7 protein-coding genes are annotated in these 7030 nt (G+C 66.6%); 5 read left to right on the top strand and 2 right to left on the bottom strand.

Features of this window, described 5'->3' with window-relative positions; translation table 11 throughout:
* The coding region (locus B2W70_RS09345) for an NAD(P)/FAD-dependent oxidoreductase (RefSeq protein ID WP_286745105.1) at positions 1-1013 on the bottom strand (1013 nt) is incomplete at its 3' end.
* Positions 1014-1062: 49 nt separating this feature from the next.
* On the bottom strand, positions 1063-2301 hold the full coding sequence (locus B2W70_RS09340; RefSeq protein ID WP_286745103.1) for a GGDEF domain-containing protein: 1239 nt from the start codon (positions 2299-2301) through the stop codon (positions 1063-1065).
* Positions 2302-2419: 118 nt separating this feature from the next.
* On the opposite strand from B2W70_RS09340, the gene B2W70_RS09335 reads away from it, so the two are divergent.
* The 5 genes from B2W70_RS09335 to B2W70_RS09315 form a co-directional block, all read left to right on the top strand.
* Positions 2420-3244 carry a TIGR00266 family protein gene (locus tag B2W70_RS09335; protein ID WP_286745101.1) on the top strand — a complete coding sequence of 275 codons (825 nt, stop codon included), beginning with the start codon at positions 2420-2422 and terminating at the stop codon, positions 3242-3244.
* 113 nt (positions 3245-3357) lie between these two features.
* Complete coding sequence (locus B2W70_RS09330) at positions 3358-4494, top strand: YncE family protein (RefSeq protein WP_286745098.1); 1137 nt, start codon at positions 3358-3360, stop codon at positions 4492-4494.
* On the top strand, positions 4478-5338 hold the full coding sequence (locus B2W70_RS09325) for a polysaccharide deacetylase family protein (RefSeq protein WP_286745096.1): 861 nt from the start codon (positions 4478-4480) through the stop codon (positions 5336-5338). The genes B2W70_RS09330 and B2W70_RS09325 overlap by 17 nt, the downstream gene beginning before the upstream one ends.
* Positions 5339-5340: 2 nt before the next feature.
* Positions 5341-6318, top strand: a complete 978-nt coding sequence (locus B2W70_RS09320; RefSeq protein ID WP_414631043.1) for a sterol desaturase family protein — start codon at positions 5341-5343, stop codon at positions 6316-6318.
* Between the two features lie 99 nt (positions 6319-6417).
* The coding region (locus tag B2W70_RS09315; protein WP_286745092.1) for an EI24 domain-containing protein at positions 6418-7030 on the top strand (613 nt) is incomplete at its 3' end.

The raw sequence follows: 7030 nt of genomic DNA, 5'->3' as shown, positions 1-7030 counted from the left end.
TCGGCCAGCGCGGCCTGGGGTTGCAGGGCAGGCAGGTTTTGCGCCATTTGCGCCAGCCACGTCTGGGCCAGGCGCTGCGGCACGGCCTCGCCCAGGGCCAGGCCCCAGGCGGTGGACAGTTGCTTGCGCGAGCCAGCCTTGGCGGCCTTGAGCTCGCCTGCCAGGTCATGCGCGGGGCTGAGGTTGATGGTGAGCGCCTGGCCCGGTTGCCAGTGGCTGGAGATCTGCAGCACGCCCGGGCCGCTCAGGCCTCGGTGGGTGAAGAGCAGGTCTTCGGTGAAGCGTGCGAGGTGCGGGCCCTTGGCCTTGCCGCCGCGCTGCATCGGCGGCACGGTGGAGGGCGTTTCGATGACGACTTCGAGCGAGAGCCCGGCCAGCTCGGCGAAGGGGGCCCAGGTGTTGGCGTCGAAAGTCAGGGGCACGAGGGCAGGGCGCAGGGGCACCACGCGGTGGCCGAGTTCGCGGGCCCAGCGTTGGCCCGCATCGGTGGCACCGATCTTGGGGATCGAGGGGCCGCCTGTGGCGACGACGACCTGGTGGGCGCGCAGCACGCCTCGGTCGGTGTCGAGCTCGAAGCGGCTGCCGTCATCGGCCTGCAGGCCAAGTGGCCGGATGCCATCGACGCGGCAAGGCTGCCAGCGTTGCACGCCACCGGCCTCGCATTCGCGCAGCAGCAGCTGGATGATGTCGTCAGCGCGGTGGTCGCAAAAGAGCTGGCCTCGGTGCTTCTCGTGCCAGCGAACGCCGTGGCGCTCGATCAGCTCGATGAAGTCCTGAGGCGTGTAGCCGCTCAGGGCCGATCGGCAGAAGGCGGGGTTCTCGCCCAGGAAGTTGGCCACGCCGACTTCGCGGTTGGTGAAGTTGCAGCGGCCCCCACCGGAGATGCGGATTTTTTCGGCAACTTTGGGGGCGTGATCCAGCAGGAGGACCTTCAGGCCGCGCTGGCCCGCCACACCGGCGCAAAAGAGCCCGGCGGCACCAGCGCCGATGATGACAACGTCGAATGCAGACATGCGGCGATTGTCGCGGCAGTGGCGGGTGTTGCCGCGGTCTCAGGTGGACTCAATCGAGCCCAAGGGGGCGGCTGGCTGAAAAAACCGGTCGGCCTTCCAGGTCATCGGCCCGCACCAGCTGGTTGCGACCTTGGCGGCGCGCTTCGGCCAGTGCCTCGTCGGCACGGTGAATGGCTTCGTCGATCGACTCGCCAGGCTGGATCTGCACCACGCCGAAACTCAAGCTCAGCGCCGGCCGCTGCTGGCCGCTGCGCACCTTGTCGACATGACGCACCATGCGATCGGCCACGTGCAGGGCATCGGCCACGCCGGTGTCGGGCAGCAGGGCCACGAAGGCCTCACCACCCAGGCGCCCCATCAGGTCGCGGCTGCGAAGCAACGAGCGGGCGGATGAAGCCACGAACTTCAGCGCTTCGTCGCCGGCGGCATGGCCATGGTCAACGGTGAAGAGCCGGAAGTGGTCGATGTCAAAGCGCATGAGGGTGGCGCTGCCGGGCGTGCTCAGGCTCAGGGCCTGGGTGGCCAACTCCTGGAAGTGGCGGCGGTGGGGCACGAGGGTCAGCAGGTCGAAGTCGGCCATCAGGCGCAGCTGGTGGTGTGACTCACGCAGGTCCTGCTCGGTGCGCTCGTAGGTCAGCAGCAGGCACATGTAGACCGAGAACATGACGCCGGCGACCAGGCCCACCAGCACCACTGGCTGCTGAATCTGTGTGGGGTTGAGGACCGGGGTGCCCCACACGCCGAGGGCTGAAACGAGCCGTGGCAGCTGGATGATGGCCGCCGCCAGCATGAACAGGCCCACGGCCTTGAGGTAAGGGCCCGAGCGCCCGGGGCCCTGGTGGCGAACACCATGCACCAGCCAGGCGGCGTAGAGGTAGCCCGTCACGCTGGCCAGGCTGAAGGTGGCCACCCGCGCGCCGAGGTCGTTGGGCGAGTGCATCCACATCGCCATGTAGGCCCCGGCCCCAGCTGCCAGCACCACGAGGTCGACCCAGGCAGCGGTGCGGAAATCGCTGCGGATGTAGAACTGGCGCAGCCCCCCCAGCATGGTCAAAGGCCATTGCAGCGTCAGCAGGACACTGACGGGCAGCAACCATGGATGGTGGTCTTTGAGGACCAGGCAGATCGCGCCGGCCGTGTTGAGCCATTGCGCGGTCGTCCACCAGCCGTAGCCCAGGTAGGTGCGCTGGGTTCGGCCCACCAGCGTCATGGTGGAGGCGGCGGTGAACAGCACCACGCACACCACGAGCGTGAGGGTTGGCAGGTGCAGGTCAAAAAGAGGCAGCATGGGTTTCGGACACAATCTCGCGGCAGAGTATCGCCCGATTGAGCTGGGCATCACGCGGGCCACCCCTCATGACGAGGGTGAGGCGGCCCCTCGATTTTTCACAACGGAGCAAATCAACATGGCCATGGACGTGGTGGATCACGAAATTCGCGGAGCCGAAATGCAATTCGTCGAGGTCGAGCTCGATCCCGGCGAGGCGGCCATCGGCGAAGCAGGCAGCATGATGTTCATGGAGCCCGGCATCGAGATGGACACCGTCTTCGGCGATGGCTCGCAGCAGCAAGGCGGCATCTTCGGCAAGCTGTTGGGCGCAGGCAAGCGTTTGATCACTGGCGAGAGCCTGTTCACGACGGTCTACACGAACCAGGGGCAGGGCAAGCGGCGCGTGGCGTTCGCGGCGCCGTACCCCGGCAAGATCCTGCCGATGGACCTCAAGCAGTTGGGTGGCACGCTGATGTGCCAGAAGGACTCCTTCCTTTGCGCCGCCCGTGGTGTGTCACTGGGCATTGGTTTTCAGAAGCGCCTGGGCGCCGGGTTTTTCGGCGGCGAGGGCTTCATCCTGCAAAAGCTCGAGGGCGATGGCATGGCCTTTGTGCACGCGGGTGGCACCGTGGTGCGGCGCGAGCTGAAGGCGGGCGAGAGCCTGATGGTGGACACCGGTTGTGTGGTGGCATTCACCTCCGGTGTGGACTTCGACATCCAGTACGTTGGCAAGATCAAGACAGCGTTGTTCGGCGGCGAGGGCCTGTTCCTGGCCAAGCTGAGCGGCCCGGGCCAGATCTGGCTGCAGAGCCTGCCTTTCTCGCGACTGGCTTCGCGCATTTTTGCAGCGGCGCCTCAGACGCCCGGTGGTGGCGGCCGTGAGGAAGGTGGCTTGCTCAATGGCGTGGCCGCAGGTGGTGTGGGCGGGTTGCTGGGCTCGGTGTTGGGCGGGGATGAGTGAGCCTGTCGTGCCGGCTCTGCGGACCGGCGTTGTCGCGCACTGACCCATGTCATCGAAGCCCCGGTCTGCCGCGCTTAAACTGGAGAGCTTGACTGACAAAAGGTTCGCTGGGGATGAGTGGGGACATGTTGCTGCGCGGGGTGCCTGCGTTGCCTGAGGCGGTGGGCGCGCCTGTCGAGGCTTCGCGGCGTGCCGTGACCCTTGGCGGCCTGGGGCTGGCCGCACAAGGCCTGATTTCGTGCGGGCTCGCGGGCATCGCTTCTCCGGTGTTGGCCTTGGGTGACCGGCCCAAACCCCGTCCACCCGTGGCGGCGCCTGCGCCAGCGCGTTCCCCCATCTTCGTGCTCAATTCGCTGGACGCAAACCTCAGCATCATCGACCCGGTGACTTATGCCGAGATCCGCCGGGTGCCCACGGGCAAGGAGCCCCATCACCTCTACCTCTCGCCCGACGAGAAGTCGCTGATGGTGGCCAATGCGCTGTCCGACTCCCTGACCCTGTTTGATCCCAAGACAGGCGCGGTGCAACGGGTGATCGAAGGCATCGTCGACCCCTACCAGCTGCGGTTTTCGCCCGACATGAAGTGGTTCCTGACGGCGGCCAACCGCCTCAACCATGTCGACATCTACCAGTCCACACCCTCGCCCAAGGGCGGCGTGGACCTCAAGCTGATCAAGCGCGTGCCCACGGCCAAGACGCCCAGCCACATCGCCATCGACTCGCGCAGCACCGTGGCCTACGTCACCATGCAGGACAGCGACGAGATGGTGGCCATCGAGCTGGCGACACAGGCCCCGCGTTGGCGCATCCGCGTGGGCAAGATGCCCGCCGATGTGTACGTCACGCCCGATGACCGCCATGTGCTGATCGGCCTGACGGGCGACCGCTACGTCGAGGTCTACAACGTGTCCGGCGCGAAACCCGAGCGCGTCAAACGCATCGAAACCGGCAATGGCGCGCACGCTTTCCGAGCCTGGGGCGACAAGCGGCACGTGCTGGTCAGCAACCGGGCAGGCAACACCATCAGCCGCATCGACCTGCAAACCTGGAAGGTGGTGGCAACCTATCCTGCGCCGGGTGGCCCCGATTGCATGGACCTGCTGGCCGACGGACGGACCATCCTGGTGACCTCGCGCTGGGCGCGCCAGTTGACGGTCATCGACACGGTCAAGGGCGAGGTGATCAAGCAAGTGCCTGTGGGCCGATCGCCGCATGGCGTCTGGACGTTGCAGCATGCGCCGCGCAATTGACCGCGCTGTCTGGGCGCTGGCGCCGATCCTGGTGTTCAGCTTGTCCGCTCAGGCCCTGGCCGCAGCACGCTGCGACAAACCGGTCTACCTGACCATCGACACCGGGCACATGGGCGTGGCCCCGCTGGTGGCCGATGTGCTGACGCGCCATCAGGTCAAAGCCACTTTCTTTTTGGCAAACGAACGCACGCAGGCGGTGGGCGCCCGGCCAGAAGGCAGCAGCCTGGACGAGCACTGGGCCGCCTGGTGGAGGCAGCTGGCGGCTCAGGGTCATGACTTTGGCAGCCACACCTGGGACCACGTGGTCTGGCAGGCCGACACCGCAGCAGGCCTTCGGGTCAAGCCGACGGCAGGGCCCCGCAACGGTGAGCGACAGTCGCTTTCGGCCACGGCCTACTGCGAACAACTGCAGCGCCCAGCCACCCGTTTTGAGCAAATGACCGGCCAGCGCATGCGCGCCATCTTCCGCGCACCGGGTGGGCGGACCTCACCACGGTTGCTGGCCTTGGCCCACGCCTGCGGATGGCAGCACGTGCCCTGGACCCCCAATGGCTTCCTGGGGGACGAGCTCGACAGCAAGCGCTACCCCAATGCGGCCTTGTTGGGGCAGGCCTTGCAGCGCGTGCGATCGGGTGAGATCTTGCTGATGCACCTGGGCATCTGGAGCCGGCAGGATGCGTGGGCGCCCGCCGTGCTCGAGCCGCTCATCGTGGGTTTGAAAGAGCGCGGCTTCTGCTTCGAGACCCTCAGGCAGCACCCCACCTATCGCGCAGCGGGCCCAGCTCCGCGCGAACAGCTCGCTGAACCAATGCAACACCGCTGCAGCCCATGCTCGACGAACTGATCATCCAGCCCCTGACCGATGCCTTCGGGCGACTGCAGCAGGCCTTGTTCGAGTCGGTGGTCCAGCCCGTGTTGTTCCACACCGGCCAGGGCAACTTGCTGGAGGACGGCTACGCCGCCACCGGTTGGCTGCTGGTGGGTTTGATCCAGTTGGTGCTGATGCTGTTGCTGTTCGCGCCCCTGCAACGCTGGCGTCCCGCAGAGCAGCAGTTCAGGGGCGGGCCAGCCGTGCGCGTCGACATCCTCTACACCCTGTTGCACCGCCTGGGCCTGTTCCGCCTGGCCATGTTTTTCTCGGTCGATCCGCTGCTGGACACCGTGTTCGGCGAGGCGGCGGTGCAGGGGGTGCAAGGCATCCAGCTTGATGCCCTGGTGGCACCCCTGTGGCCAGGTGTGCTCGACACCGCCTGGGCCAGCTTCCTGCTCTATCTGCTGGTCTTTGACCTGCTGGACTACTGGATCCACCGAGGCCAACACCACTTCGACCGCTGGTGGGCCTTGCACGCCGTGCACCACAGCCAGCGGCAGATGACCCTGTGGAGCGACAACCGCAACCACCTGCTCGATGACCTGATCCGCGACGTGCTGCTGGCGTTCACCGCCCGAGCCATCGGCGTGGCACCGGGGCAATTCGTGGCCGTCGTGGCCGTCACACAGTTGCTTGAAAGCCTTTCGCATGCCAACGCTCGGGTGAGCTTTGGCTGGCTGGGTGAGCGCTTGCTGGTGAGCCCTCGCTTTCATCGACAACACCACGCCATCGGCGTTGGCCACGAAAGCCATGGCCCGGGTTCCTTGGGTGGCTGCAATTTCGCGGTGCTGTTTCCCGTGTGGGACCTGTTGTTTGGCACAGCGCGGTTCGATGGTCGCTACGAGCCGACCGGCATCCGCGACCAGCTGCCTGAAAACGGCGCGCGTGACTACGGCCTGGGTTTTTGGGCGCAGCAGTGGCTGGGCCTGCGACGCTTGCTGGGCAAGGGCTGACGCACCGGCCGCCTGGCCGCGAGGGTGTCGCGAGCGGGCCCCAAGGGGTTTTGGTGCCGATCGCTTCAGGCCTGGGGCCACTTCGGTATGCTGTTCGCCATGGACGCTTCCACGCCACCTTTGACGCCCCCTTCTGCCTTGCCGCAACGCCCCTTGCCATCCGCCAGCCTGGCCGCCGATGCCGCCTGGCGCGCCGTTGCCTACTGCCTGCACCCGAGGGTCATCTGGCTGACCTTGCTGCCCATCCTGTTGTCGGCCACGTTGTTGCTGGGCCTGGCCTGGTGGGGCTGGTCCGATGCCAACGAGGCACTCAGGCAGGCCGTGGACAACTGGTCGCTCAGCCAGTCACTCCTGTCCTGGCTCGACAGCATGGGACTGCAAGGCTTGCGTGCCGCGTTGGTGCCCGTGTTGATGTTGATCCTGGTGGTGCCCCTGGTGGTGGTCCTGAGCCTGCTGCTGGTGGCCTGGATGATCACCCCGTCTGCGGTCAAGCTGGTGCGCGCGCGGCGATTCCCGGAGCTGGCCTCGCGCCACCAGACGTCGCTTTGGCGGTCGGTCGCCTTGTCCCTGGCCTCCACCGTGGTCGCGCTGGGCGCACTCGTGTTGAGCCTGCCGCTGTGGCTGATCCCTTTGTTCGCGTTGGTGGTGCCACCCTTGATCTGGGGTTGGCTGACCTACCGCGTCATGGCCCACGACACCCTCGCCGACTTTG

The organism is Aquabacterium sp. UBA2148 (genome assembly GCF_002328915.1).
Lineage (GTDB): Bacteria > Pseudomonadota > Gammaproteobacteria > Burkholderiales > Burkholderiaceae_C > Aquabacterium > Aquabacterium parvum.
The sequence above is the reverse complement of the archived record's forward strand: the minus strand, read 5'-3'. Positions and strand labels throughout refer to the sequence as shown.

Excerpts from the sequence above, each read along its gene's own strand:
- B2W70_RS09340 (WP_286745103.1), bottom strand. The coding sequence starts at position 2,301 with ATGCTGCCTCTTTTTGACCTGCACCTGCCAACCCTCACGCTCGTGGTG.
- B2W70_RS09335 (WP_286745101.1), top strand. The coding sequence starts at position 2,420 with ATGGCCATGGACGTGGTGGATCACGAAATTCGCGGAGCCGAAATGCAA.
- B2W70_RS09330 (WP_286745098.1), top strand. The coding sequence starts at position 3,358 with ATGAGTGGGGACATGTTGCTGCGCGGGGTGCCTGCGTTGCCTGAGGCG.
- B2W70_RS09325 (WP_286745096.1), top strand. The coding sequence starts at position 4,478 with ATGCGCCGCGCAATTGACCGCGCTGTCTGGGCGCTGGCGCCGATCCTG.